Annotated in this window: 26 protein-coding genes; 11 read left to right on the top strand and 15 right to left on the bottom strand. The window is 67.6% G+C overall.

The features are described from left to right. The first annotated feature begins 379 nt into the window (after nucleotides 1–379). A complete protein-coding gene (locus B0I29_RS12285) occupies nucleotides 380–574 on the top strand; it encodes a hypothetical protein (protein WP_111649035.1) in 195 nt (64 codons plus the stop codon). A 21-nt stretch (nucleotides 575–595) separates the two neighbouring features. Here B0I29_RS12285 and B0I29_RS12280 read toward each other — a convergent pair whose 3' ends face one another. From B0I29_RS12280 to B0I29_RS12265, 4 genes are read right to left on the bottom strand one after another with little or no spacing between them, the layout of a single operon-like run. Beyond that, complete coding sequence (locus tag B0I29_RS12280; RefSeq protein WP_111649034.1) at nucleotides 596–856, bottom strand: Txe/YoeB family addiction module toxin; 261 nt, start codon at nucleotides 854–856, stop codon at nucleotides 596–598. Further along, complete coding sequence (locus B0I29_RS12275; protein WP_111649033.1) at nucleotides 853–1,110, bottom strand: type II toxin-antitoxin system Phd/YefM family antitoxin; 258 nt, start codon at nucleotides 1,108–1,110, stop codon at nucleotides 853–855. The genes B0I29_RS12280 and B0I29_RS12275 overlap by 4 nt, the downstream gene beginning before the upstream one ends. Before the next feature lie 56 nt (nucleotides 1,111–1,166). Then, complete coding sequence (locus tag B0I29_RS12270) at nucleotides 1,167–1,313, bottom strand: type II toxin-antitoxin system HicA family toxin (RefSeq protein ID WP_111649032.1); 147 nt, start codon at nucleotides 1,311–1,313, stop codon at nucleotides 1,167–1,169. Beyond that, nucleotides 1,313–1,525 (bottom strand): type II toxin-antitoxin system HicB family antitoxin, encoded by a 213-nt coding sequence (locus B0I29_RS12265; protein WP_111649031.1) that lies wholly within the window; start codon nucleotides 1,523–1,525, stop codon nucleotides 1,313–1,315. The genes B0I29_RS12270 and B0I29_RS12265 overlap by 1 nt, the downstream gene beginning before the upstream one ends. 115 nt (nucleotides 1,526–1,640) lie before the next feature. On the opposite strand from B0I29_RS12265, the gene B0I29_RS12260 reads away from it, so the two are divergent. Genes B0I29_RS12260 through B0I29_RS47940 form a run of 5 tightly spaced genes read left to right on the top strand, consistent with a single transcriptional unit; the run spans nucleotide 1,641 to nucleotide 6,319 of the window. Then, nucleotides 1,641–2,063: a calcium-binding protein gene (locus tag B0I29_RS12260; RefSeq protein WP_245972463.1), complete on the top strand. Its 423-nt coding sequence runs from the start codon at nucleotides 1,641–1,643 to the stop codon at nucleotides 2,061–2,063. After that, entirely contained in the window at nucleotides 2,060–3,199 is a 1,140-nt protein-coding gene (locus tag B0I29_RS12255; RefSeq protein ID WP_111649029.1) for a hypothetical protein, read from the top strand. Before B0I29_RS12260 ends, B0I29_RS12255 begins: the two co-directional genes overlap by 4 nt. 44 nt (nucleotides 3,200–3,243) lie before the next feature. Then, nucleotides 3,244–5,604, top strand: coding sequence for a DEAD/DEAH box helicase (locus tag B0I29_RS12250; protein WP_245972462.1), 2,361 nt, complete (start codon nucleotides 3,244–3,246; stop codon nucleotides 5,602–5,604). Nucleotides 5,605–5,644: 40 nt separating this feature from the next. After that, complete coding sequence (locus B0I29_RS12245; protein WP_111649028.1) at nucleotides 5,645–6,115, top strand: helix-turn-helix domain-containing protein; 471 nt, start codon at nucleotides 5,645–5,647, stop codon at nucleotides 6,113–6,115. 9 nt (nucleotides 6,116–6,124) lie between these two features. After that, entirely contained in the window at nucleotides 6,125–6,319 is a 195-nt protein-coding gene (locus B0I29_RS47940; protein ID WP_483887902.1) for a VapC50 family PIN domain-containing toxin, read from the top strand. A gap of 177 nt (nucleotides 6,320–6,496) precedes the next feature. Here B0I29_RS47940 and B0I29_RS12235 read toward each other — a convergent pair whose 3' ends face one another. From B0I29_RS12235 to urtA, 8 genes are all read right to left on the bottom strand, one after another. Further along, entirely contained in the window at nucleotides 6,497–7,072 is a 576-nt protein-coding gene (locus B0I29_RS12235; protein WP_111649027.1) for a TetR/AcrR family transcriptional regulator, read from the bottom strand. Beyond that, nucleotides 7,069–7,635, bottom strand: coding sequence for a TetR/AcrR family transcriptional regulator (locus B0I29_RS12230; protein WP_111649026.1), 567 nt, complete (start codon nucleotides 7,633–7,635; stop codon nucleotides 7,069–7,071). The genes B0I29_RS12235 and B0I29_RS12230 overlap by 4 nt, the downstream gene beginning before the upstream one ends. Continuing rightward, nucleotides 7,635–9,389: a purine-cytosine permease family protein gene (locus tag B0I29_RS12225; RefSeq protein WP_245972461.1), complete on the bottom strand. Its 1,755-nt coding sequence runs from the start codon at nucleotides 9,387–9,389 to the stop codon at nucleotides 7,635–7,637. The genes B0I29_RS12230 and B0I29_RS12225 overlap by 1 nt, the downstream gene beginning before the upstream one ends. A gap of 6 nt (nucleotides 9,390–9,395) precedes the next feature. Then, complete coding sequence (locus B0I29_RS12220) at nucleotides 9,396–10,079, bottom strand: ATP-binding cassette domain-containing protein (protein ID WP_111649024.1); 684 nt, start codon at nucleotides 10,077–10,079, stop codon at nucleotides 9,396–9,398. 1 nt (nucleotide 10,080) lies between these two features. Next, on the bottom strand, nucleotides 10,081–10,884 hold the full coding sequence (gene urtD / locus B0I29_RS12215) for an urea ABC transporter ATP-binding protein UrtD (RefSeq protein WP_111649023.1): 804 nt from the start codon (nucleotides 10,882–10,884) through the stop codon (nucleotides 10,081–10,083). After that, entirely contained in the window at nucleotides 10,881–11,975 is a 1,095-nt protein-coding gene (urtC, locus tag B0I29_RS12210) for an urea ABC transporter permease subunit UrtC (protein WP_111649022.1), read from the bottom strand. Before urtC ends, urtD begins: the two co-directional genes overlap by 4 nt. Continuing rightward, the gene (gene urtB, locus B0I29_RS12205; RefSeq protein WP_111649021.1) at nucleotides 11,972–12,856 is read right to left on the bottom strand and encodes an urea ABC transporter permease subunit UrtB; all 885 of its coding nucleotides are present in this window, start codon (nucleotides 12,854–12,856) and stop codon (nucleotides 11,972–11,974) included. The genes urtC and urtB overlap by 4 nt, the downstream gene beginning before the upstream one ends. Nucleotides 12,857–12,936: 80 nt before the next feature. Beyond that, nucleotides 12,937–14,235 carry an urea ABC transporter substrate-binding protein gene (urtA, locus tag B0I29_RS12200; RefSeq protein WP_111649020.1) on the bottom strand — a complete coding sequence of 433 codons (1,299 nt, stop codon included), beginning with the start codon at nucleotides 14,233–14,235 and terminating at the stop codon, nucleotides 12,937–12,939. Between the two features lie 411 nt (nucleotides 14,236–14,646). Between urtA and B0I29_RS12195 the strand changes: the two genes are divergently transcribed. Continuing rightward, entirely contained in the window at nucleotides 14,647–17,454 is a 2,808-nt protein-coding gene (locus tag B0I29_RS12195; protein ID WP_111649019.1) for an EAL domain-containing protein, read from the top strand. 7 nt (nucleotides 17,455–17,461) lie between these two features. On the opposite strand, the gene B0I29_RS12190 is transcribed toward B0I29_RS12195, so the two are convergent. Next, entirely contained in the window at nucleotides 17,462–18,130 is a 669-nt protein-coding gene (locus B0I29_RS12190) for an aggregation-promoting factor C-terminal-like domain-containing protein (protein WP_111649179.1), read from the bottom strand. A gap of 79 nt (nucleotides 18,131–18,209) precedes the next feature. Continuing rightward, entirely contained in the window at nucleotides 18,210–19,343 is a 1,134-nt protein-coding gene (locus tag B0I29_RS12185) for a 3-oxoacyl-[acyl-carrier-protein] synthase III C-terminal domain-containing protein (RefSeq protein ID WP_111649018.1), read from the bottom strand. Nucleotides 19,344–19,396: 53 nt separating this feature from the next. On the opposite strand from B0I29_RS12185, the gene B0I29_RS12180 reads away from it, so the two are divergent. Further along, nucleotides 19,397–20,746, top strand: a complete 1,350-nt coding sequence (locus tag B0I29_RS12180) for a helix-turn-helix transcriptional regulator (protein WP_111649017.1) — start codon at nucleotides 19,397–19,399, stop codon at nucleotides 20,744–20,746. A gap of 233 nt (nucleotides 20,747–20,979) precedes the next feature. Then, nucleotides 20,980–21,798: a DUF4142 domain-containing protein gene (locus B0I29_RS12175; RefSeq protein ID WP_245972460.1), complete on the top strand. Its 819-nt coding sequence runs from the start codon at nucleotides 20,980–20,982 to the stop codon at nucleotides 21,796–21,798. On the opposite strand, the gene B0I29_RS12170 is transcribed toward B0I29_RS12175, so the two are convergent. After that, nucleotides 21,799–22,470: a class I SAM-dependent methyltransferase gene (locus B0I29_RS12170; protein ID WP_111649015.1), complete on the bottom strand. Its 672-nt coding sequence runs from the start codon at nucleotides 22,468–22,470 to the stop codon at nucleotides 21,799–21,801. It lies immediately after the preceding gene. A 259-nt stretch (nucleotides 22,471–22,729) separates the two neighbouring features. Between B0I29_RS12170 and B0I29_RS12165 the strand changes: the two genes are divergently transcribed. Next, a complete protein-coding gene (locus tag B0I29_RS12165; RefSeq protein WP_111649014.1) occupies nucleotides 22,730–24,730 on the top strand; it encodes a prolyl oligopeptidase family serine peptidase in 2,001 nt (666 codons plus the stop codon). Nucleotides 24,731–24,793: 63 nt separating this feature from the next. Continuing rightward, a complete protein-coding gene (locus B0I29_RS12160) occupies nucleotides 24,794–25,930 on the top strand; it encodes a hypothetical protein (protein WP_221401983.1) in 1,137 nt (378 codons plus the stop codon). Nucleotides 25,931–25,949 lie beyond the last annotated feature (19 nt).

The following is a 25,949-nucleotide window of genomic DNA, read 5'->3' as shown; positions in this document are numbered from 1 at the left end:
GACCACACGTGTGCGCTCAGGATCCACACGTGCGGACGCAGGATCCACACGCTGCTCTTTCAGCCGCTGGCGGCGGGCCCGTCCACGAGTGGCATTTGTCCCTTTGCGACGCTCGATCGCGGCCTCGAGGCTGAGCAGTTGCAGTCAGCGCTTGCCGTGGCCGTCGAACGTGCGGAGAACGCGGAATCGCTTGTCCGGGATGATGACGAACAATGCAGGCAGTCATCGATTCGACAGCGGACATGCGTGGAGCTGCGGAGGTTCGCTGCGCCACTGGCAGGCGAAAGCTCAGGCGGCTCCCAGGCGGCATGATCGACATGGCGTGGTGGCATCCGGCTTCCTCGGCGTCGTCTTCACCTGAGCGACGTTTCGATCGCGCGTGGCCGGACGTCTTGACCTGAAGGTCAGCGAGCAGCCCGGTGACGAAGCCCGCGGCCGACCGGTGGGGTTCGATGCGGCGCGGGACAGCGAGGGGCTGCTGCGTGAGGTCAAGCCGGGTTATTCGAACCGGCCGCCGCGCCCGAGGCTGAGCCCGCTCAGTGAGCATTTGGCGGAGTTCGCCAAATGCCGCTGATGAGGGGTGATAGGCCGCCGGCTATTCGTAGTGGTATCGGCAGGAGATGATGGTGATCTCGTTGGTCTCGACGGCGTACACCATGCGGTGTTCGTCGTCGATGCGCCGGGACCGGAGCCCCGCGAGGTTGTTTCGGAGGATCTCCGGTTTTCCGATGCCAGGGCCGTCGGGGTCGCGTTTGATGTCGGCGATCAGTGCGTTGATGCGTTTGAGAGTCTTACGGTCCTGAGTCTGCCAGTACAGGTAGTCGTCCCAGGCGTGGTCGGTCCAGCTGAGTTTCACTCCTCGGGCCCAAAATCGCGCTCGGTGGCTCGGCCGGCTCTCCACTGCTCGACGCTTTCCGCGAGGCGCTTTGCGTTGGCGGGGGATCGGAGCAGGTAGTTGGTCTCCATGATCGAGTCCCAGTCTTCCTTGCTCACCAGGACGGCGTTACCGCGCTTGGAGACGATCTCGATCGGGGTGTGGTCCTCGTTGACGCGCTCAATGAGCGGAAAGAGGTATTTGCGCGCCTCGCTGGCGCTGATCGCTGAAGTCACGACGCCTCCAAAGTTGTACCAGATACGGTACCACTTCAGGATGGCCGTCGTGCCCGTTATTGCCGTGCGCCGGGACGGGGGGTGCCACGCCCGTCCTGGTGGCGCATGGTGCGGTGGCTGCCGGCGATCCTTGCGGTCTTGAAACCGTGTCGTTCCAAGGCGCGGACGATCCGCAGGCCGGAGATGGAGGGGATCGGGGGCATCAGGCGGCGATGGTGATCGACAGCTCCCGTGGGGCGCCGAATTCTTCGATGAGCCCGGTAGGTGCCTCGCGGAGGTCCTCCAGTGCGGCCTCTTCGGTGTCGCCTTCGCCGTGGGCTCCGAGGCCCGGACGCATCTGGGCGTGGGCGCAGCAGACGCCATTCTCGTCGCGCTCGACGACGACCGGCACAGTTACCGTGCGAGAGCCGACCATGAGCTCACGATAGCGCGGGCGGGCGACTGTCAGTCCCTCGTGACTGTCCCTGTCTGCGTGAACTGGTCAAACGCTCCGGGAGTGGGTTGCCGGTGATGAGGATCGGGTGGTTCGCATGGCGCAACGTCCACCCCACGTTGATCTTTCATGCGAACCACCGCCCGGTGGTTGGCTGTCGTCGGTTGCTGGCGCTGCGCTGGAGGCGGTTCTCTATCCTGCGCGGGTGTCTTCGCTCAGTGGTACCGAGCTCGATGCCTTGGTCGCCGAGGTTGTCGTGGATTGCTACGACAAGCATGAGCAGCTCAGTGGTGTCTTCGTCATGATCGAGGACAATCTGGCGGTGCCTTTCGGTACCGAGGTTCTCGGTGTGCCGGTGGTGGTCCGGAAGATGGATCTGCGTTCGTCGGGGATCGTGGCGATTTGTCATCGTGGGCGGCTGCGGCAGGCGATCGGGATTTTGGATCGGCCGTTGCCGGATCCTGCGCCGGATGGTGCGCAGTGGATCGAGGCCTACCGGTGGTGGGCGGGGGCGCAGTGAGCGAGTACCAGTATTACGAGTTCGTGGCGCTTGATCAGGCGTTGTCAGCGAAACAGCAGGGCGAGTTGCGGGCGGTGTCGTCGCGCGCCCGGATCACGTCGTCGAGTTTCGTCAACGACTATCAGTGGGGCGATCTCAAGGCTGACCCGGCCAAGTGGATGGAGCGCTACTTCGACGCGCACCTGTATCTGGCGAACTGGGGCACACGGCGGATCACGCTTCGGCTGCCCAAAACGGTGCTCGACCCGGCGACGGCGTCGAGGTTCGGCGTCGGTGAGTCGGCCGGCTCGTGGGCTACTCGTACCCATGTGATCCTCGATCTTTGTAGTGAGGATGAGGACGGTGACGAGGAGTGGTGCGACGAGGAGGGACGGCTCGCGGCGATCGTGCCGGCCCGGGCGGAGCTGGCCGGTGGTGATCGGCGGCTGCTGTATCTGGCCTGGCTGCTGTGTGTGCAGAACCGGGAACTGGACGATGACGTGCCGGAGCCGCCGGTCCCGGCGGGGCTGGCGAAGCTGAGTGGGCCGTTGCAGGCTCTGGCAGATTTCCTTCGCCTGGATCCCGATCTGCTGGATGCGGCGGCAGCGGCGAGCCGGCCGCTGGTCGAGAAGAATCCCTCCGCCGCCGAGCTGCGTCGCTGGGTGACGGATCTGCCGGTGGCGGACAAGGACGAGATGCTGCTGCGGGTGTTGCGTGACGACGCCGGGTCGCTGCGGTCGGAGTTGCTGCGGACGTTTCGCGGTGTGACGGAGGAGCCGCCTGCCGGCGAGCGGCGGACCGCCGGGGACCTGCTCGCTGTCGCTGAGGAACGCTGGGCTGCACGGCAGCAGCAGAAGCGGGAGCGAGAAGCGGCCGAGCGTCAGCGTCGTGAGGAAGCGGCCGCTGCGGCTCGCGAGCAGCGCTTGGACGAACTGGCACGGAACCCGGTTCGGGCCTGGGACCAGGCGGACGAGTTGATCGCGACCAAGCGTCCGAAGGACTATGACGCCGCGGTGACCCTGCTTTCGGATCTTCAGGCGCTTGCGGTACGGGAGGGTGAGATCTTCGAGTTTGCGGAGCAGATGATGCGGCTGCGGGAGCGTCATGCCCGCAAACCGAGCCTGATCGACCGTTTCGATCGTGCCCGGCTTGACTGAGTCGGCTGTCGGGTTCGCGGCGCCTGGCGTGTGAAGATTGGCCGGTGGTGTCCGTTGACGCGGTGACTGATGACGAGGTCGCTCGGCTGCGTCGTGAGCTGGAGCGGTTACGGTCGGAGAACCATCGGCTGTCGCGCCTGTTGGAGCTGCGGGGCCAGGACACCGCTCCAGCACCGGAGCAGCTTGCCGCGATGGCCACGCCGGGGCCGGTCACGATGGCGTCTCCGGTGCCGGAGAAGCTGGCGTTCTACGCCAGCCTGTTCCGGACGCGGCGGGATGCTTATGCGAAGCGATGGGAGAACCACCGGCTCGGTACGGCGGGGTGGTCTCCCGCTGTGGCGGGTGGCTGGCGCAAGGGGATGGACCGGCGCACGGCGGCCTATCTGCCGCTCACCGCGGAGGTGGTTGCCGCCCATCTGGTCGGTGACGTGTTCATGGGTCTGTATCCGCTGTTCACCGACAACACCTGCCAGTTCTTGGTCGCGGACTTCGACGGGAGTACTGCGATGCTCGATGCGCTGGCCTATTGCAAAGCCGCCCGAGTCAGCGGTATCCCGGCGGCTTTGGAGATTTCCCAGTCAGGACGTGGGGCGCACGCTTGGGTCTTCTTTACCGACCCGATTCCTTCTGCTACGGCCCGATCGGTGGGAACGGTCCTGGTGCATGAGGCCATGGTGCTGCGCGGCTCGATGGACCTGCGTTCGTACGACCGGTTGTTCCCGAACCAGGACATCCTGCCCGACGGCGGCCTCGGCAACCTGATCGCAGCGCCGCTGCAGGGTCGGCGCCGCAAAGACGGCCTCACGCTCTTCCTCGACCTGGCGACCCTGGAGCCACACGAGGATCAGTGGACTTTCCTGTCGGTCCTCGACCGGCTCAGCCCAGGCGACGCGGAAAGAGTGGCCCGTCGCGCGAAACGGGCCGTCGTCGGCGCCGGTGTGGCGAAGATGAGCAGGTCGGATGCCACCAAGGTTCACCCACCGCTGCCAACGACGGTGCAGGCAGATCTTGCGGCGGGACTGAGTATCGACGCTTCGCAACTGCCAGCGGCCGCCCTCTCCACGTTCAAGCACGCGGCCTCGCTGGCTAATCCGAAGTTCTACGAGTTGCAGCGGCTTCGCAAGTCGACCTGGGACACGCCACGGTTCCTTCGCGGGTACGACATCACGCTGGACGGCCGTCTGGTTCTGCCGCGCGGGTTGCGGCACGCTGTCGGACGAATCGTTGAGGACGCCGGATCCCGGCTGGTGATCACGGATACGCGGGATGCCGGCAGGGAGATCGAGGTCGCTTTCACCGCCGAGCTGACTACCAGGCAGAGTGCCGGGGTGAGTGCGATGCTCGCCCACGACGACGGCATGCTGGTTGCTCCACCGGGCTCCGGCAAGACCGTCATGGCCTGCGCGATGATCGCCGAACGCGCCACCTCGACCCTGATTCTCGTCGATCGCAAAGCGTTGGCCGAGCAGTGGCGATCACGCATCAAGCAGTTCCTCGGCGTACGGCCGGGGCAGATCGGCGGGGGCCGGCGCAAGCTCACCGGTGTCGTGGATGTCGCGATGCTGCCCTCGCTGGCCCGGCGTGCCGACGTCGCGGACCTCACCGCCGGGTACGGGCACGTGATCGTCGACGAATGTCACCACCTTGCCGCCGCCGCGTACGACCATGCGGTCAAACGGATCGGTGCGCAGTTCTGGCTCGGGCTCACCGCGACACCGGCTCGCCGGGACGGCCTGGGGGAACTCGTGACCTGGCAGCTCGGCCCTGTTCGGCACACCGTGACCGACGAGGATCCGGATACGCTCGCCGCCGTCTGGCAGAAAGAGGCCGGTCCGCGCCGCCTGTTTTTCGTGCACGAGACCCGGTTCCGGGCTGATGAGGAGGACCTGTCGTCGCCGGGCGCACTGGCGGCCGTGTACCGCTCCCTGATCGGGGATGAAGCACGAAACGCCCAGATTGTCGACGATGTCGCGGCTGCCATCGCCAAGGGGCGTAACTGTCTCGTGCTGACCCGCCGGGTTGCCCATGTTGGATCTCTGGCTTCGCTCCTCGCGGACCGCGGACATCAAGCACTTCTGTTGCAGGGTGGAATGACTGCCGCGGATCGGCGTGCTGCGGTCGATCGGCTCGCCGAGGCGGAGGCCGGCGACGGGATCCTGGTTATCGGCACCACGCCGTTCATCGGCGAAGGTTTCGACGCACCTGTACTCGACACCCTGTTCCTGGCCGGGCCGATCTCCTTCGACGGTCTCCTGGTCCAGTGCGCCGGCCGGGTCATCCGCGCGGCGCCCGGAAAGGACGTCGCGGAGGTGCACGACTACCACGATCCGGCGACGCCGATCCTGGCCGTTTCGCTGCAGCGTCGTATGCCCGGCTACCGGGCGCTGGGCTTCGTCAAGCCGTAGCGGTCTTTCGGATTTTTCGAATATCGGTAGGCCGGCCCCCATGTCGAGCACCCTGCGTGAACGGACCGTTCTGCCGCCGGAAAACCCCGCCGACCTGGTGCGCTTCGCGCGGGGTCTGGCCGACGCCGAGCCCTCCGCGCGAGCGAAGCTGGTGGGCCCGGACGGTTCGCAGCTCGACATCCCGGCCGAACTCTACGAACTGCTGCGCGATGTCGTCGGTGCCCTGTCGCAGGGTGTGGCAATCTCGATCGCCCCGCACAACACGATGCTGACCACCCAAGAAGCCGCTGACCTGCTCAACATCTCACGACCCACGCTGGTCCGCCTGCTCACCGACGGCGAGATTCCGCACAGCCTGCGCGGTCGGCATCGACGAGTCCTGCTGCGTGACATCCTCAACTACTCCGAACGCACTCGCACCGAACGCCACCGCGCCTTGGACCAGATGGCCGCCGATGCCGAGGACGACGACCTGTACGAGATCACCCGGGACTCCCCGCCGTCGAGGTGACAGCCGGTCATGGTGGCGTTCCCGGCGTTCCTTGACACCTGTGTGCTCCACCCCGGCTTGACCATGGACGTGCTCCGGCACAAGGCCGCGTGCTATCGGCGAGCGCCGAACACCGTGCCGGAGGTCCTCGTCCTTCTTCAGCGCACCGGCGTGCCCGGATTCGCGGCTGAAGTGCGACGTCATCTTGGTCCCCCGGCCTGGTAGCGCAGCCGTGACCCCCAGATCCCGCGTGGCGGTGGTGTGCTGGATGCGTCGGTCCAGGTCGCGGCGCGTCGCCAGTGGTGTCTACTTTGAACGCGGACGGGCTTTTCGGCGTGGGCGATCGCCGCGACGATCCCGACTCGCCTCGCGGACACTCCGCGAGCTGTGCCTTGCGTCCCGTTACGAGGCGACGCGATCGCGGATGCTGTCGAGCACCGCCTCCGCCGCCCAGGCAGCGGCGTCGGCGATGTCTCGCCGGTCCATACCGAACTCGCGGCGGAACGTCACCCAGGTCCCCGCGGAGTCGAGGTGCGACAGCGCCGCGATGACCGCCCTGCGCTGCGCCGCGTCGAGGGATGGCACCTCGGCATCCAGCAGCCGCTCGAGGTGCGCCCGGTCGGGCGATGGCGCCGCGCCGCTCACGCCGCGCATCGCCGTCTCGGCGACGACATGCGCGAGCTCCGGCCGCAGGTCGTAACGCTGCATCGCGTCGCGGATCGCGAGGGGGATGTCGAAGATCGAATGCGACTCCTCGCGGGCGAACAGCGTCGTCTCGATCCACGCTGCGGTCGCCAGCAGCAGGTCGACGCGCGTGGGATAGTTCCGGAAGACCGTGCGCTCGGCGATGCCGGCTCGGCGCGCGATGACCCGGTACGACACGTCGTCGCTGCCGAGCTCCTCGATCAGTTCGGCGTAGGCGGCGAGGATCGACGCTTGCGTGCCGCTCAGCTCCGGGACCGCACTCGACCCGGTCACGACTCTGCCCGCGTCCCGTCGGGCAGCTTGGCAAGCACGTTGTCGACGGCGCGATCGAACGCGTCGCAGATCTCGCCGGCATCCATGTCGAAGCCCGTGCGCAGGCGCGCCCAGAACATCGCCGACGAGAAGAAGCGCAGGGATGCCGCGATCCGCCGCTGGTCCCGCCGGTTGAGCGTCGGCGCCGCCACGTCGAGCATCGCCTCGATCGCACGTGTGATGTAGGCCGGCTCGATGTCGAGCGTCGGCGAGATCGCGGACGCCCGTGCGCCGACGTACGCGTAGGCGGGCAACGTGTCGAAGGCCCGGAAACGCTCGTGCACGGCGGCCCGGAAATCGGACACGGTCACGAACGGCGGCAGCGGGAAGCGGGTCTGCTCGATCCAGTTCGAGAGCGCGGCGAGCAGGTGCGCGCGCGTCGGGTACTGGCGGTAGATCGTGCGCTCCGAGATGCCGACCTCGTCGGCGAGGGCACGATAGGAGATGTCGTCGAAGGTGCGCTCGCGCAGCAGCACCGCCGCGCTCGCGAGAATCGCGGTCGCGGTGTCGACCGGCTCCTCCATCACGTCTCCCTCTGTCGGGCGGCCGTCCGGTACGGGGGACCGGTGGCTTCCGGCGGGAGCACGTAGTCATCGGAATCGTCGAGCGTGAGCGCGAGCGACGAGACGTACTGCACTTCGCCGTGCGGTCCCCGCTCAGCCGAGGCCAGCATATCCGGCCGCTCAAAGGTGTACCCCGTGACGTGACAGCGGAGCCGCTCGCCCGAGGGGTTGCCGTTCTCGTCGAACCGGGGAGAGTCGATGCCGTCGGAGCGGCGGCGCAGGTAGTAACGCCCCCGCGTGGCGAGGGCCATGACAGGCGTGGCCACGAACGCGACGCCGATCGCGATGAGCACCGAGAACGGCTTGAGGGCAGCGCCGAATACCCCGGCGAACGCGAGCAGCGACAGCACCGAGGCGAGCCCCACCGAGACGGGCCCGACAGGGTTCCAGTCGTGCAGCATGCCGCGGCGGAATTCGGGGAAACGCGGCGAGATACGCAGCACCCACTTGTTGATCGCGATATCGGTGGCGATCGTCACGAGCCAGGCCATGACGACGTTCGCGTAGAGGCTCAGCACGAAGGAGATGAGGGTGAAGACGTCGAGCATCATGAGCACGTAGGCGATCACGAGGTTGAACAGCACGAAGATCGTGCGACCCGGGTAGTGCTTCGCCACCCGGGTGAAGACGTTCGACCACGCGAGCGAACCCGAGTACGCGTTCGTCACGTTGATCTTCACCTGCGCGACCACGATGAGCACCAGGGCGAGGACGATCGCGAGCCAGTCGGGGAGGAGGGTCTGGTACATCACGACGAACTGCTTGGCCGGTTCGGTCGCCTGGCGCCCGAGAGTGGGTTCGACCTTCACGAGCAGGTAGACGGCGAGGAACACTCCGATCACCTGTTTGGTACCGCTGAAAATGACCCAGCCCGGGCCGGCGAACACGAACGAGGTCCACCACGAGCGGACGTTCGACGGCGTACGCGGCGGCATGGCGCGGATGTAGTCGATCTGCTCCGCCAGCTGGGGGGTGAGTGCGAAGCACACTGCCGCACTCGAGACCACGGCGCCGAAGCTGATCGAACCGTCGGAGTCGCCGGTGAACGACGTGAAGGCGCGTACCGCCTCGGGGTCGGAGACGACGATCCACAGCAGCGGCAGCAGGGCGAGGGCGAGCCACAGGGGCGTGGTCCAGAACTGCAGGCGTTCCAGCGCACGCATGCCGTAGATGACGATCGGGATCACGACGACGGTGGAGATCAGATAGCCGAGCCATAGCGGCATCCCCGTCGCCAGCTGCAGCCCCTGCGCCATGATGGCGCCCTCCAGGGCGAAGAAGATGCAGGTGAAGCCCGCGAAGATCACCGTCGTGATGATGGAGCCGTAGTAGCCGAATCCCGAGCCGCGGGCGATGAGGTCGAGGTCGAGGTTGTAGCGGGCGGCGTAGTAGGCGACGGGCACGCCCACGATGACGATGATGACCGACGCGAACACGATGCCGAGCACGGCGTTGGAGGTGCCGTGGTCGATGCCGATGCTCGCGCCGATCGAGAAATCGGCGAGGAACGCGATGGACCCGAGCGCGGTCGCGCCGACGGAGGCCGCGCTCCAGCGCCGGAAAGTGCGTGGCACATAACGGAAGGCGTAGTCCTCCAGGCTGTCCTCTGCGGCCGCGCGCGCGTTGTCCGTCGACACAGTGGCATCCCCTAAGGCACCTTGCGTTGGGGCATACTCCCTATCCTGTGTTACGACGGCATTGCTGGCGTGGGTCATGCCGGCTCAGATCGCCATGGCGGCCCGCACGGTGGAGGTGGCTGTCATGCCACCCACCCCGGTCTGTGTGACGAAGCCCGAGGCGAGTACGACGTAACGCTCGGCAGCTTCGAGGGCGAAGCCGATGTGTTGCTCGACGAGCAGGACATCGATGCCCTCCGCGGCGAGCTGCATGATGGTCTGCTCGATCTCGGCGACGATCGTGGGCTGGATGCCCTCGGTCGGCTCGTCGAGGATGAGCAGCTTCGGCTGGGTGATCAGGGCACGGGCGATCGCGAGCTGCTGGCGCTGCCCGCCGGAGAGCAGGCCGGCCTTCCGTGCGGCGAACTGCTCCAGTGCGGGGAAGCGGGCCATCTGTGCGTCGATGAGGGCCTTGCCGCCCCGGCGCCCGTCGGCGACGAGCTGCAGATTCTCCAGCGTCGTGAGCTGGCCGAACGACTGCTGACCCTGCGGCACGTACGCCATGCCGCGACGGACGCGCTGGTTGGGGGCGAGCGAGGTCACGTCCTCGCCGTTGAACAGCACCCGGCCCTTCGACGGCTTGATCAGGCCGATCGCGAGGCGCAGCAGGGTCGTCTTGCCGGCGCCGTTGTGGCCGAGCACTGCCACCACTTTGCCGGCCGGCACTGTCACACCGTGCAGCACCCGCGTGCGCCCGTAACCGGCCTCGATGTCGGTGAGCTCCAGCATGTCAGTCCTCCGTCCGGTTCTTCGTCGCGGCCACCGGTTCGGGCACGACCGACATGGCGGCCGTGGTGGCGGCGCCCGCGGTGCCGAGGTAGACCTCCTGCACCTTGGGATCGGCCTGAACCTCGGCCACCGAGCCCTGCGAGAGCACCTTGCCCTGGTGCAGCACTGTCACGCGGGTGGCGAAGCGGCGCATGAAGTCCATGTCGTGTTCGACCACGAGCACGATCCGCTTCGCCGCGATGCGCTGCAGAAGCTCGCCGGTCGCGGTGCGCTCGTCGTGGCTCATGCCGGCGACGGGCTCGTCGAGCAGCAGCACCTTCGCGTCCTGCACGAGCAGCATCGCGATCTCCAGCCACTGCTTCTGTCCGTGCGACAGGATGCCGGCCTGCGTGGCGAGTTCGCCGGAGAGTCCGGTCTCCTCCAGCGCCTGCTCGATCGACGGGTCGACGCCACGCCGAGCCCGCAGCAGCGAGATCGGCGAACGGTGGCGCCCGGCGGCGATGTCGAGGTTCTGCAGCACGGTGAGCTCGTCGAAGACGCTCGCGGTCTGGAACGTGCGGCCGACCCCGAGGCGGACGATCTTGTGCACCTGCTTGCCGAGTAGCTCCTTCTCGCCGAGCCTCGCCGATCCGGTGCCCTTGGACAGCCCGGTGATGGCGTCGATGCAGGTCGTCTTGCCGGCGCCGTTCGGGCCGATGAGGAACCGGACCTCGCCGGGGTGCGCGTCGAAGGAGACACCACCGACCGCGACGAAGCCCGAGAACTCGACGCGGAGGTCGGTGACGACGAGCGAAGCGTCGGTCATGACCGCACCTCTTCGAGTTCTGCGGCGACGATCACCGGGGTGGGCTGGACGTCCGGCTTCCGGCGGGCAGCGGCGAGCCGGGCGGGCAGCGACGACAGCCCGTTCGGCAGGAAGAGGACGACGACGATGAACAGCAGGCCGAGGATGTAGGTCCAGCCCTCCGGCCAGGTCGAGCCGAGGCTTGACTGTCCCCAGCCGACCGCCATCGCGCCGAGCGCCGGGCCGAAGAGTGATGCGCGGCCGCCGAAGGCGACACCCGCGATCATCAGGATCGAGGCGGCGGCGCCGATCTCGGCCGGGGTGATGATGCCGACGATGGGTACGAACAACGCGCCGCCGATGCTCGCCATCAGCGCGGAGACGATGAAGGCGACGAGCTTGACGTTGGCCGGGTCGTAACCGAGGAAGCGCACGCGCTCCTCGGCGTCCCGGGTGGCGACGAGGAGCTCACCGAAACGGCTGCGGTAGAGCTGCCACACCGCGAGCAGGCACACGATGAGCAGTGCGGCCGCGATGAAGTACACCATGGCCTTGTTCGCCGGGTCGTTCAGTACGAAGCCGAAGAAGTACTTGAAGTCGCTGAGCCCGGTGTCGCCGCCGGTCTCGCGGATCGTGGAACTGATCAGAACGGCCAGCGCGACGGCGAGTGCCTGCGTCAGGATCGCGAAGTAAGCGCCCTTCACACGGCGCTTGAACAGCGCGTAGCCGAGGATGCCGGCCACGATCACGGGCAGCAGCACGATCGCCAGCAGGGTGAACGTCGCGCTGCGGAACGGTTCCCAGAACATCGGGAGCGGCGCGAGCGGGTCGTAGAGCACCATGAAGCCGGGGATCCGGTCACCGGCGGTCTCCAGCGTGAGGTGCATGGCCATCGAGTACGCGCCGAGGGCGAAGAACACCCCCTGCCCCATCACGAGCATCCCGCCCCGGCCCCACGCAAGGCCGATGCCGACCGCGGCGATGGCCCAGCAGCAGTACTTGCCGAGATTGTTGAGCCAGTGATCGGTGAGCATGAGGGGAGCCACCGCGAGGAGCAGGACGGCGAACACCCCGATACCGCTGAGGGAAAGCCATGACTTCGACTTGGTCATGCCAGACTCCTGGTTCGCACCGTGAACAGGCCCTGCGGGCGCAGCTGCAGGAACACGATCACGAGGATGAAGGCGAGCACCTGCGCCAGGCTGCCGGTCGTCCAGTACGCGAAGTACGAGAGAGCGACGCCCACCGCCCACGCGGCGATGATGGTGCCCTTGAGCTGGCCGATGCCACCGGCCGCGACCACGAGGAAAGCCGGGATGATGTACTGCGCGCCCATCTGGGAGTTCGTGCCGCCGATGAGCGACGCCGCCACGCCGGCGACCCCGGCCAGGCCCGATCCGACAAAGAAGGTCAGGCGGTCGATGGCGCGGGTGGAGATCCCGGTGGTCTCGGCGAGGTCCCGGTTGTGCACGGTCGCCCGGATGCGGCGGCCGAACGAGGTGTACTTGAGCCAGGCCGACAGGGCGGCGACGCAGGCGACCGCGAGCACGATGGTGAACAGCTGTCGTAACGGCCAGGCGTAGCCGAGGATGTTCAGCTGCCCGTCGAGCCAGCTGGGCTTCTCCACCGGCACGCCCTGGGACGGGAAGATCTGCAGTGCCGCCTGCTGCAGGATCAGGCCAACACCGACAGTGACGAGGAGGGTGTCGAGGGGCCGGCGGTACATCCATCGGATGATGGTGACCTCCAGCAGGAGACCGAACAGGCCTGCGACGACGAACGCGACCGGCAGCGCGACCGGGATCGACAGGTCGCTGGCTTTGATGACCTGCTGGACGAGGTAGGCGGCGAAGGCGCCGATCATGAGGAACTCGCCGTGGGCCATGTTGATCACGCCCATCTGGCCGAAGGTGAGCGAGAGGCCCAGCGCGGCGAGCAGGAGCAGCGCACCCTGTGCGCTGCCGTTAAGCAGTGGGGCGATCAGTGCGTCCACGTGCTCTCTCCCTGTAGCGGGTTGATGTTCTCCGAGTGCGGGGCCACGCGCCGCAGGCGACGCGTGACCCCGCCGGGCGGTCAGCCCGCTGCGTCCACCAGCTGCTTGCGGACGTCAGCCGGGAACCAGTCGTAGCCCTCGAGGTACGGGTCGGGCTCGATGAACTTGTCGGAGGCCCAGACGACGTCGAACTGGTTGTCCTTGTTGATCTGGCCGATGTGGCCCGGCTTGGAGATGTGGTGGTTCTCGCCGTCGAGCGTGACGGTGCCCTCCGGCGCGTCGAACGTGATCTTGTTCGCCTTCGCCGCGGCGTTCACCTTGTCGACGTCGAACGAGCCGGCTGCCTCGACGAGTGCCTTGTACAGGTACATCGAGATGTAGGCGGCCTCCATCGGGTCGGAGGTGACGCCGCTGCTGTTCGGGTAGGCCTTCCAGCTCTCGATGAACTTCGGGTTGGTGTCGGTCTTGAGCGACTGGAAGTAGTTCCAGGACGCGTAGTTGCCGGTGACCTCGTGGCCCATCGCCGGCGCCTCTTCCTCGGCGATCGACACCGAGATGATCGGCGTCTTCGCGGGGGTGAGGCCGGCGTCGTAGTACGCCTTGACGAAGCCGACGTTCGACGAGCCGTTGATGGTGTTGAAGATGAAGTCGGGCTTGGCCGCCACGATCTTCGCCACCTGGCTGGTCCAGTCGTCCTTGTCGAGCGGCACGTACTCCTCGCCGACGATCTCGATGCCGAGCTTGGCCGCGTACAACTTGATGATCGCGTTCGCGGTCCGCGGGAAGACGTAGTCGCTGCCGGCGAGGAACAGCTTCTTCACGCCCTTGGAGGCGAGGAAGTCCATCGCCGGGATGATCTGCTGGTTGGTGGTCGCACCGGTGTAGTAGATGTTCGGCGACGACTCGAGGCCCTCGTACTGCACCGGGTAGAAGAAGAGACCGTTGAGCTTCTCAACGACCGGCTTCACGGCCTTGCGTGAGGATGAGGTCCAGCCGCCGAAGATCGCGGCCACGCAGTCCTGAGTGAGCAGCTTCTCGGTCTTCTCCGCGAAGGTCGGCCAGTCGGTGGCGCCGTCCTCCTGGACGTACTCGATCTTCTTGCCGAGGATGCCGCCGCTGGCGTTGATCTCGTCGGAGGCCATGTGCAGCACATTGGAGACGGTCTTCTCGGAGATCGCCATGCCGCCGGTAAGGGAGTTGAGGAAGCCGAGCTTGACGGTGCTTCCGGACGTGTCGACGCAGCTGGCCGCCGGGGACGACCCGGCGCCGGCCGTGTCGTCACCGGCCCGGGCGCCACAGCCGGCGAGCACAAGGGCCATGGCCGTACCGAGGGCACCCGTCGCCATAAGCGCGCGCATCCGCTTGCTGGAGTTGGACATATGTGAGAACTCCGTTCCTGGTGAAGGGGGCGATCGTGCGGATGAAAAGTTCAGGGCGAGCCGCCGTTGTCCCGGACTCCACACCCGGTGCCGTCGGCTGTCGCTAGTGAAAGCAGACTGACTGCGAGTCATTGCTCTGACATTTCTTGACTGTTCCAACTCTGTAGCCACCGCATCGGCCAAGTTGCGTTTCCCCTGGAAGTGCACGGAGATTCACGAAACTTCGATGTCAGAGTTCTGCCATCGCTGGAGAGGGCGCGACAGGTATGGCACAGTCCTGACATCGACCAAGCCGCCCTCACCGGGCCAGGCCGAAGAAGCCGGAAGCCTGGACCTGCCCGGCCGGGAATCGTTGAAGGTCGAACGTTTGGATGAGATCAGGTCTACATCGGACCCACTAGTGTTCGGCCCGTGACGCGGGAAGCACCTCAGTTGACGGCCCACCGCACTGCCACCGCGGTCGCCGTGGCCGGAACCCTCTGGTGCGTCGCCTACCTGACGACCGGCTTCAGCATCGAAGCGGTTGCCTACGTCTTCGTACCGATCGGTGCCGCCATCGCCACCGCGTCCGTCTACGACCTCACGCGCCGAACCCGAACCCCGCAAGCCCGAGGTTTCTGGCGCGGCATCCTGATCGCCCTCGTCTCGATCACCGTCGGCTACGCCTGGCTCGCCGTCGACATGCTCACCCACGCTGACCAGGCCCGCACCCGCAGCATGCCGGCGCCGGCGGCGGCCTTCGCCGGCGTCGGATTTCTGATCGCGATCTGGGCGCTGGGCCGGGTCCCGGTCGTCGCGGCCGGCGGTGTCGAGCGGTGGCGGATGCTGCTGGACCGGACGATCGCGTTCCTCGGCTGCGCGGCCGTCGTCTGGTACGTCGGCCTCGCCCCGATGCTCTCCGCCCGCGAGCCGTGGAGCACGCAGGCGACGCTGCTGGTCGGGCTCGGTTTCCTGGTCGCCGTCGGTGCCGCGACGAAGGTCTCGTACATCGCCGGTGGTCCGGTCGACCGTGTCGCGATCCGCTTCATCGCTGCGGCCGGTGGTGTTCCGGCCGGGGTCGTCGCCGTGCTCGCGGTGCAGTTCGGCTACATCGCCAGCGTTCCGGCTCAGGCGATCGTGATGCCGCTGGCTCCGATTCTGATCACACTCGGCGTCGCTGCCCAGGGTCGCGCCGACCGCGGCTTGCGCCGCGATGAGGACCACGTGGGTACGCTCCTGCCCTACCTCGCCATGATCCTGGTCGACGTGCCGTTGATCGCCGTCGCCCTCGGTGCGCCGCTGCGCTGGCCGGTCCGGGTCGTTCTGATCGCCGCTGTCGTGGTGACCGTGCTGGTGATGATCCGGCAATACGTCGCCTATCAGGACAATGCCCGCCTGCTCCGGATCGCGCGCGTCCAGGAGGAACGGCTGCAATACGAGGTCAGCCACGACGGTCTGACCGGGCTGGCCAACCGCGCGCTGTTCCGCGACCACCTCACGACCGCGCTGGCCGAGAGCGCGACCGGCCCGGTGTCGGTGCTTCTCATCGACCTGGATGACTTCAAGACAGTCAACGACCTGCTCGGACACGGCGTCGGCGACCGGCTGCTGGTCTCGGTCGCCCGGCTTTTACAAGCCGAGGTCAAAGACAACGGCCTTTCGGTACGCGTGGGCGGCGACGAGTTCGCGGTAGTACTGACCGAGGCCGGCGCCGGCCCGGAGGAACTTGCCGGACGACTGCTTGCTGCTCTCGCGTACCCAATAAGTGAGCATCGTCTGCTGGTGCAGGCCAGTATCGGCATCGCTGTCGCCGTGCCGGGCGAGACCGTCGACGTGGTGCTGCGGAACGCGGACGTCGCGATGTACACGGCCAAGCAGCAGGGCAAGGCCGGTTTCGTGCGGTATGTGGACGGCATGGGTGAGCCCGTCCTGGCGCACATGCAACTCGGCGGTGAGCTGCGGCGGGCCCTGGACCACGACGAGTTCCGGGTGGTCTACCAGCCGATCGTGCGGCTGGACGGCAACCGGGTGATCGGCGTCGAGGCTCTCGTCCGCTGGCATCACCCGACCCGTGGCGTGGTCAGCCCGGCCGAGTTCATCCCGGCCGCCGAGCGTACCGGCCTGATCGTGCCGCTGGGCCTGTTCGTGCTGCGTGAGACCTGCCGTCAGGCGGTTGCGTGGCTGGACGAGTTCGGCCCGGACGCGCTGAAGGAAGCCGGCCTGAACGTCTCCGCGCGACAATTGCACGACCCCGACTTCGTCTCCGACGTGGCCGGCGTGCTCGCCGACAGCGGCCTGCCCTGCGAGCGGCTGGTCCTGGAGGTGACCGAGTCAGCGGTGCTCCGCGGCCAGCAGGTCTCCCGGGCGCTTTACGAACTCGACCGCATGGGCATCCGCCTGGCCCTGGACGACTTCGGCACCGGCGAGTCGTCGCTGAGCCTGCTGCGCGCGTTCCCCGCCGCGATCGTGAAGCTGGACAAGTCGTTCGTCGACGGCATCGAGATCGACGACGGCCTCCCTGCCGCCGCCGACGCCCGCCAGGCGGTGGCCCGCGCGGTGATCCAGCTGGCGCACGCGCTGGGCCTGGACACGGTCGCCGAGGGAATCGAGAGCCCCGAGCAGGTGACCGCCCTCCGCGAACTCGGATACACCCTCGGCCAGGGCTTCCACCTGGCCGAACCGATGCCCGCCGAGGGCGTATCCCGCCTGCTGGCCCGCCAGCAGGCGGCAGCGGCCGGATCGAGCAGTTTTGGACAAGCCGCCGGGCCGGTGGTTTTCCTATCCTTACGACGTTCCCATCCGATGAGCGAGGAGCGCGTAATGATCACGAAGTTGAACGTCACGTCCATTTACGTCCTCGACAAGGACGAGGCGCTGGAGTTCTACGTCGGCAAGCTGGGCCTGGAGAAGGGCAACGACGTCCAGCAGGGCTCGTACCGCTGGCTGACCGTCCGCGTCCCCGGTGACGCGGGCACCGAGATCTCCCTGGAACAGCCGGGCGCGCCACTGCACGACGAAGCGACAGCCGAGCAGCTCCGCGAGCTGATGGCGAAGGGCGCCCTGACCGGCCTCGTCCTCAACTCCGACGACGTCCGAGGTCTGTTCGAGTCCCTCAAGGCGAGCGGGTTCACCGACTTCACCCAGGAGCCGGCCGACCACTTCTACGGCACCGACATGGGCCTCCGCGACCCCTCCGGCAACCCGATCCGCATCCTCCAGCAGGGCAACCCGACCCCCTGACCAGCCTTTAGTAGTGGCCGTTGTTCTGGAAGTACGTCCAGGCGCCGCACGGGCTCTTATAACGGCCCTTGATGTAACCCAGTCCCCACTTGATCTGGGTGGCCGGGTTGTTCTTCCAGTCAGCGGCGACCGAGCTCATCTTGCTGCCGGGCAGGGCCTGGGGGATTCCGTACGCGCCTGAGCTGCGGTTCTCGGCCTTGTAGTTCCAGCCGCTCTCCTTGTTCCACAGCTGGTTCAGGCAGGGGAACTCGGCCAGGCCGAAGCCCTTGTCGAGCATCAGGGTGCAGCCGATCGCGCGACTGCCGCTGAATTCCTGGCATGAGCTCGGGATCGGGCCGGTGAAGGCGACCGGGCCGGCGTTCGCCTCGGCTTCCGCCTTTTTCTTGGCGATCCGCTTCTTCTCCAGGCTGCGGGCCTGGGTGGCAGCGCTCTTCGCCTCGGCGGCGGCCTTCTTGGCGGCGTCGTTCTCGGCCTGGTGACGCATCGCGCGGGCGGCGGTGTGCTGGTTCTGCCGGTCCTTGAGCAGCTGCATGTCGCTGACCTCAGCCTGGGCGAACGAGGCGACGGACGGCGAGAACGAACTCTGCTTGCCGAGGTAGACGCCCCCGGCCACACCGGCAATCAGTAGCGCCACCGAGGCAGTTCTGGCTCCGGCCACGCTCCAAGCTCGATTCACCGTGCCCATCATGGTTTCTGCCGCGCGTTCGGACCAGACCAGATTTGTGACCGAGCCGCTACTCCACGGGCCGACGGGGTCAGGATTCGGGCTGGATCAGCTTTGCGACCTGGAGTGGCAGGACGAAGGCGCCTCGTTCCGGGCCCGAGCCGACCACCGAAACACAGATCAGGTCGTTGTTGGTGACCTCACCCGCGTACAGATCGTCGTGGAGCATTTTGGCTGTGCTGGCGCTTACCAGGTTGCCGAAGCGACGGGCGTTTGTCGGGGCCTTGTCCGGTGGCAGTTCGGCGAGGCGGGCGAAGCTCTGCACCAGCGCGGGACTGGCCTGGTGGGTGTAGATCCGGCGGACCCGGTCCACATAGCCCGGTAGCTCGCGGTTCAGGGCGGAGTGGTTCAGCATCATGCCCTGCGTGTAATAGCGGCGAACCTGTGGACCGTTCATGCCGTAACACGCCAGCTCAGCGGCTTCCGGCGTGCCGTAGGGCTTGCTGGAGCCGCCTCCGAAGTGGTGGATCAGCGGGTCGGTGAAGCCGGGCTCGTCGCCGAACGTCTGTGAGTCGCGGGAGTAGAGGACCAGGCCGGGCTCCTCCTCCTGCCGGCTCAGGACCAGGGCGGCCGCGCCGTCGGAGAAGATGCCGGCGGACGCCCAGAGGCTGCGGCCGAGCGGGTGGACGTCGTTGTTCAGGTAGATCGGGTTCACGCCGCCGTCCAGGTCGCCGGTGATCCGGCTCGGCGCGTTGTAGGTGACGATCAGCGCGTGCCGCGAGTTCATCCGGGCGGCCAGCGCGGCGGCACGGGCCAGGCCCGCACAGCCGGCGCCGATCTGGATCGGCACCACCGAGTCGGGCAGCTGCAGCTCACGGGCCATCCGGAACGCGTCCTGGTCCAGCATGATCTCGTACGGCGAGCAGGTCACCACGATCATCGTGTCGATGTCGTGCGGTTCCAGGTCGGCGGAGAGCAGTGCGTCGCGTGCCGTCGCCGCGATCCGGCCCAGATCGGCGAAGGTCCACGGGTCCCAGCTCTTGCCCTGGATGCCGAGGATCCGCTCGACCAGCTCCCCGCTCATGACGCCGCCGGTGCGTGCCGGGATCTTGGCAGCCGAGGCCCACTCGTCGATTGTCAGGACACGGCCGATAAGGGTACTGATTCCGGTGATCACATAGGGCAGAGGGAGCGCGCCGTCCACTGTCATGAATCCGAGTCTCATGGTCACCGATCGGCTGATACACCGGGGAGATCCCTAGTTCCTACGCTCGTACCGTGTCCATCGATCTTGAGGTCGACCGGCTGATGGCCGAGGCGCTCCAGGCTTCGGATCCCCGCGTCCTGTTCCAGGCTTTCCTGATGCTGAGCCGCAACGCCGCTGCTCGCGACCTACAACCGCTGGTCACGGCGATGGCCGAGTTCCGCGACAGCGAGCCGTTCCTCTTCCACGTTCTCACCGGCGTCGCCCTGCGCCGCGCCGGAAACCCCGCTGCGGTCACCCATCTCGAGACCGCTCTCGCTCTCTTTCAAGACCAGAGACTGTACGGCGATCCGCTCGCCCTGGAATGCGCCATTTTCGTGACACTGACGTTGATTCGGCCGCATGAGACGCGTACGAAATTTGCCCTTTATGTGGATCGTTTGACTTTTGATCCGGCAAGCAGGGCCCGGTTGCTCGCGATGATCGGGTTGGGTGACGCGTGGGCGGGTTACCTGGTCCGCGGGCAGGCCGAGATGCTGGAGGCGCGCGACCTGGCGATCGCGGCGGGCCGGTCGGACGTGCAGGCCGAGGTGACGTCCTGGCTGATCAAGTGTGAGGCGTTGCGCGGTGATCTGGAGGCGTCCGCGGCTCACCTGGCGGAGGCCCGGGCGCTGGCCGCGCGGAACGGCTCGGAGTGGGTGGCCGGGCACATCACCGAGGGGTCGGCGGCGCTGCATCTGGCGCGGGGTGACACCGAGGCGTGGGTCGCCATGCTGGAGCTGATGGTGGCGGCCGGTCTGGGTGTCGATTCAGGACTGGTCTTCGAGTACCGCTGGGAGCTGGCCACCCATTACGCGCTGCACGACGATCCAGCGCGTGCGGCGGCCCTGATGCGCGGCGTCCCGGCGGCACCCGTGCATCTGCCGGGTGGTGCGGCGATGGCGGCGTGGCGTTCGTGGATCGAGAATCCGTCGGACGTGCCGGCGATGCACGAGTTCGAGGCCGTGCTGCCGGCGCTGACCCAGCCGGCCGAACGTCTCCCACGCGCCCGCATGTCATGGCTGCTGGGCGCCGCGCACGGCCGGGCCGGTCGGCGGGCGCCGGCGGTACGCCTGCTCGAGGCCGCCTGCGCCGGGTACGCCTCGATCGGCGCCGGCGGGATGCTGGCACAAGCCTCCGCCGACCTGCTCGCGGTGACCGGCCGCCGGGTCGCACCGCCGCCGCAGCCGTTCGCGGCGAAACCCGGCGAGGCCGCCCTGACCGGCGCCGAGATCAGGGTGGCGGTGGCGGTCGCCGACGGTCTGAGCAACCGGGAGGCGGCCGAGCACCTCTTCGTCTCGGTCAAGACCATCGAGTTCCACCTGGGCAACATCTTCCGCAAGCTGGACATCCGCAACCGTACGGAACTCGCCCGCCTCCTCTAGGACTCAGCCGCGTCGCCACGTGTCGAGGACGCGATCGATGTCGTCGCGGATCTGAGCACGGGCCTGTTCCCGCTCGTTCGAGCCGGGCCGCATGGGGAAAAGGTTACCGACTGTGTTGCGCGGCACAGAAACCCGCGGTGATCCGATCCGGCCAGTGATCCGTATCACCGGCTGTCACCTGTGTGGCCGGCCCTCGCTGTGGGGGCGCACACGCTCGAGTCCAGGAGGTTCGCGTGGCTGCTGTCGGGTCGATGACCACATGGCGCAGGCTGTGGGCGGCGGCAGTGATCGCCACCGCTGTGACGCTGCTCGCTCCGGAGAAGGCGATGGCGGCCGACGTGCCGGTGCCTCCGGAGAATCTGCTCTCCGACCAGGGCGAGGGCAAGCTCACCGACGCCGACCGTGACTTCGTCATCAGGGTCCGTCTCGCGGGGCTGTGGGAGATCCCGGCCGGGGAGATGGCGCAGGAGAAGTCGGAGAGCACCCGGGTCAAGCGGATCGGCCGCAGCATCGCCGACCAGCACGCCGAGCTCGACCTGCTCACCCGGAACGCCGCGAAGAAGCTGGAGATCAAGCTTCCGAACGAGCCGAACGAGGATCAGCAGGGCTGGCTCGACGAGATGGATGAGTCGCAGGGAACCGACTTCGACGAGATCTACATCGACCGGCTCCGGGCCGCGCATGGCAAGATCTTCCCGGCGATCGCGACGATCCGGGCCAGCACCCGCAACGACACGGTGCGCAAACTCGCGCAGCAGGCCAACCAGTTCGTGATGACGCACATGACGCTGCTGGAGAGCAGTGGCATCGTCGACTTCGCGGCCCTGCCCACCGCGCCGGCACCGGCCGCTGCCACGTCGGCGCCCGCTCAGGCGCTGGCGGCCCAGGAGAGCCAGGGCGGTCAGGGCACCGGGGGACAGAGCCAGAATCTGCCGCTGATCCTCGCCGCGCTCGCCGGCGGACTCGTCGCCGGTGTCTTCGCTACCCGGCAGATCGTCGGCAACCGGCGGCCCGGGTACCGGAGCCGTCGAACCCGGTATTACGGAGGCTGATCAGCGGCGATTGGCGGGGCCGAGGACCGAGACCCGGGTGATCTCGGAGTCCTCGGCGGCGCCGAGACCGGAGACGCGGTAACTGGTCAGCACCTTCAGCCAGCTGGCCGGCAGGTGGCCGCGGTCCGGGTCGCCGACCAGGACGTGCGCGCCGCGCGCCACGGCACGCTGGAGGAAGCTCTGCATCCGGACGGCCAGGCTGGACGCGTAGAAGGCGTCGCCGACCAGGATCACCTCGGCGTCGCCGCCGTCGCCGTCGAGCAGCTCGTCTTCGTTGAACGTCACCGTGACCGCGTTCGCCTGGGCGTTCATGGTGGCGGCGACCAGAGCGTACGGGTCGATGTCGTTCGCGATGACCGTGCGCGCGCCGGCCTTGGCCGCGGCTATGGCGGCGATCCCGCCGCCGGAACCCACGTCGAGCACCCGCCGTCCGGCCACCACCTCGGGGTGATCGAGGACGTACCTCGCGAGCGCCTGCCCACCGATCCAGGCGATCGCCCAGAACGGCGTCGACCCCGGCCCGAACTCCGCCTCGATCCGCGCGCGCAGCACGATCGGGTCGTCCGCCAGGTGCAATTGGAGCTCCGGGACGAACGAGGGGCGCACCAGGCGCAGCCCATCGAACCCATCAGTGCGCGAGGCGATGAAGGGCGTGAGCTGGGTTTCGGTCATGGTAGGCAGGGAGTGCTCCGCTCAGTAGGCCGCCACGTACTTTCGTACGTCAGCCCCACCGCTGGTTGGCAGCGCCTGGACGGCGTGAGCGGCCCAACGACGCAACCAACGGTACGCGATGCCCCAAAGGTCAATCGGACAACCGGTCTGTATGCCACGATCGGGCACGCACGGTGACCCACTTGCGCTCCATTCCTCTGTACGCGTATTCGCGCACTGACTCTTGGCAACCGACCGTCTTGATGAAATCGTCAAGCGCGTGATCGACCCGTACCTCTGGCTTGAAGAGCTCGACTCGGCCGACGTCCTCCCCTGGGTGGACGAGCGCAACGCGGAGACGCTGGGTGCACTGGGGGGTGAGGGGTTCACCCGGCTCAAGGACGCCATCCGCGAGGTGCTGGACAGCAAGGACCGGATCTCCTTCCCGGGCTGGCGCGGCGACGGTTTCTACTACGACTTCTGGCGCGACGCCGACCATCCGCGCGGGCTGTGGCGGCGGACCACCCTCGACCAGTTCCGCCGCGACGAGCCGGACTGGGACGTGCTGCTCGACGTCGACGCGCTGAACGCGGCCGAGGACGAGAACTGGACCTGGAGCGGCGTGACCGTGCTGCGCCCCGGTTACGGCCGCTGCCTGATCTCGCTGGCCCGCGGCGGCTCCGACGCGGTGGTCGTGCGCGAGTTCGACCTGGTGGACCGGGTCTTCGTCACCGACGGGTTCGTGCTGCCCGAGGCGAAGACCGACGTCGACTGGATCGACGCCGACCACATCTACGTGGCCACCGACTTCGGTCCCGGCTCGCTGACCTCGTCCGGGTACGCCCGCGTCGTGAAGCAGTGGCAGCGCGGCACCCCGCTGGCCGAGGCGGAGACGGTGTTCGCCGGTGAGCCCGACGACGTCCTGATCAGCGCCGGCCACGATCCGACACCCGGTTACGAGCGGGACTACGTGATCCGGCGGGTGGAGTTCTTCCGCACGCAGTACTACCTGCGCCGGGCCGGCGGGGAACTGGTGCTCGTTGATCTGCCGGAGGACGCCGATTTCGACGTGCACCGGGAGTGGATGCTGGTCCGGTTGCGGTCGCCGTGGTTGTCGTACCCGGCAGGGGCTCTGCTCGCCACCGGCTTCGAGGAGTTCCTGGCGGGGGAGCGGGAGTTCACCGTCCTGTTCCGGCCGGACCCGAGCACGTCGCTCGTCTCGTACTCGTGGACGCGTAACCACCTGCTGCTCGTCACGATGACCGACGTGGTGACGCGGGTGCACGCGCTCACCCCGGGCGCGCCCGAGTGGACCAGCCGGCCGCTGCCCGGCACTGCCGAGTTCGGCACGACGTGGATCGTCGACACCGATCCGGAGAACGATGACGCGTACCTGATCGCCTCGGAAGGCTTCCTGCAGCCGGCGACCCTCAGCCTGGGCAGCGTCGGCGGTGAGGTGACGGTTCTGAAGCGGGCGCCGGCGTTCTTCGCCGCCGACGACCTGGCGGTGCGGCAGTTCTTCGCCGAGTCCGCCGACGGGACACGGGTGCCCTATTTCGTGGTGGGTGGCGACGGCAAGGGCCCGGCCCTGCTGACCGGTTACGGCGGCTTCGAGATCCCGCTCACCCCTAACTACAGCGGCGTACGCGGCCGGGGCTGGCTCGCGCGCGGCGGCACCTACGTCCTCGCGAACATCCGCGGCGGCGGCGAGTACGGCCCGGCCTGGCATCAGGCGGCGCTGCGGGAGAACCGGTCCCGGGCGTACGAGGACTTCGCGGCCGTCGCCGGTGACCTGGTGGCCCGCGGCATCACCACGCCGGAGCGGCTCGGTATCACCGGCGGCAGCAACGGCGGGCTGCTCATGGGCGTCATGCTGACCCGTTATCCGGAGCTGTTCGGTGCCGTCGTCGCGGGTGTGCCGCTGCTCGACATGCGCCGGTACACCAAGCTGCTGGCCGGGAAGTCGTGGATCGCCGAATACGGAGATCCGGACGTCGAGGCTGATTGGGCATTCATCCGGGAGTATTCGCCCTATCAGAATGTCCAGCCGGATCGGCCGTACCCTCCGGCGCTTTTCATCACGTCGACCCGTGACGATCGGGTGCATCCCGGGCACGCCCGCAAGATGATGGCACTGCTTCGCCAGCACGGATACGAGAGCCTTTTGTACGAGAATGTCGAAGGCGGTCACGGCGCTGCGGCGGACAACGAACAGGCCGCCACGAAAGAGGCTCTGACCCTCGAATTCCTCTGGCGGAAATTGAGCCCTGACGAGGCGTGACCCAGCCCGTACCATCGGGCGGTGCGAAATCGAGGACTGGCTCTGGCAGTGGTCGGCGTGCTGATGCTGAGCGCCTGTCAGAGCGGTGGTTCCACGGGACGGGTGAGCTCTTTGCCCGTACCCACGAAAAGCGGGACATCCGCGCCTGGATCAGCACCGTCGGGGTCTGCGACGCCGTCGGCGTCGGTTTCCGCGTCACCGTCGGCCACCAAGATCGAGAAGCTTCCCAAGCCAGGCAATCCGGATGGGAAAGCGTCAGTTCCGGCCGCGGCCAAAGCGGTCGACACGAGCAAACCGACGCGTACGGTCGGCAGCGGCACCGCGGCGAGCTGCACCTCCGCCGCCGTGGTGAAAGCCGTCGCGGCCGGCGGGATCATCACGTTCGACTGCGGGCCGAAACCGGTGACGATCACCATGGCCAAGACGGCGAAGGTGCGGAACACCAGCTCACAGGTGGTGCTCGACGGCGGCGGGCGGGTCACGCTCAGCGGTGCCGGCAAGCGACGCATCCTCTACATGAACACGTGCGACGAGGCGCAGGTCTGGACCACCTCGCACTGCAACGACCAGGACGAACCGCGCCTGACGATCCAGAACATGGCGTTCACCAAGGGAAACAGCACCGGTGACAAGACCGACGGCGGTGGTGGCGGCGCGGTCTTCGTGCGCGGCGGGCACGTCAAGGTGGTCAACTCGCGGTTCACCGGCAACAAGTGCGACCGGACCGGGCCGGACCTCGGCGGCGCGGCCATGCGCGTGCTCGACCAGGGCGGTGGCAAACCGGTCTACGTCGTCGGCAGCACGTTCACCGGCGGCGTCTGCTCCAACGGCGCGGCGCTGAGCAGCATCGGAGTCTCCTGGAAGGTGCTGAACAGCCACTTCTCCGGCAACTCGGCCGTCGGCAGCGGCGCCAACCCGGCGAAAGCGGGCACACCCGGTGGCGGCAGCGGCGGCGCCATTTATCTGGACGGCAACACGTTCTCGCTGACCCTCGACGGCACCGTGATCGAGAAGAACTCCGCGGTCGAGGGTGGCGGCGCGATCTTCTTCGTGAGCAACGACCGGACCGGGACGCTGACCGTGCGGAATTCCACGCTCCGCAAGAACCCCAACGACGGATTTGAGACGCCCGGACTGCCGGGCATCTTCTATCTGGGATCCGGTGAGCCGTCCGTCAACGGATCCCGCATCCGAAAATGACGAACCGAACGCCTGACCG

It is taken from the genome of Actinoplanes lutulentus, from assembly GCF_003259845.1.
GTDB lineage: Bacteria > Actinomycetota > Actinomycetes > Mycobacteriales > Micromonosporaceae > Actinoplanes > Actinoplanes lutulentus.
Note: the sequence above shows the minus strand (reverse complement) of the source record. Positions and strands in the feature narration are given on the sequence as shown.